General features: G+C 35.2%; 1 protein-coding gene. It reads left to right on the forward strand.

The features are described from left to right. Positions 1-154: 154 nt before the first annotated feature. Positions 155-670 (forward strand): IS30 family transposase (locus tag EMN46_RS18725; protein WP_195715322.1); only part of this gene is annotated, 516 nt, incomplete at its 3' end.

A 670-nucleotide genomic window follows, 5' to 3' on the forward strand; every position in this document is an offset into this window, starting at 1 on the left:
CTTAGATTCAAGTCACAAATGCAACTGATGGAATTTTAGATGAAAAAAGGAGATATATTTTTTCAAGACAATGAGGAGAATTAGTCTCACCCATTGTCTATGTGGAATAAAAGTCTTTTTTTTACCACAAAAATCGCCAAACTCAAGTTGTAAAATGGGACAATTAACCAGAGAACAAAGATATACTATTTCCGTAATGAAAGAAAGTGGCTATCAACAAATTGAAATAGCCAAAGCCATCGGAAAGGATAAATCAGTAATAAGTAGAGAATTAAAGAGAAATTGCGATCTGAGAAATGGAGAATACAGATATGAATTAGCTCATAACAAATATTTAAACCGTCTTTGTACTAAGGCAAAGCATCGAAATTTCACTCTAATATTAAAAACTCAAGTAGAGCTTTTGATCAGAGAAGATTTTAGCCCAGAACAGATTGTAGGTCGCCTGAAAGCACAAGGACAAGCCTGTGTCTCTCATGAGTGTATTTATCAACATATTTGGGCTGATTTAAAAGCTGGAGGTGATCTTTATACGCATCTACGAAGAAATAAGAAGAGGTATCGGAAACGAGGAGGTTCTAAGGATACTCGTGGTCAAATAAAGAACCGTGTTGGTATCGAAAAACGTCCAGCAATAGTTGATCAAAAATCGAGGTTTGGTGATCTCGAA

This window comes from Ancylomarina sp. 16SWW S1-10-2, assembly GCF_009669305.1.
Classification (GTDB): Bacteria; Bacteroidota; Bacteroidia; order Bacteroidales; family Marinifilaceae; genus Ancylomarina.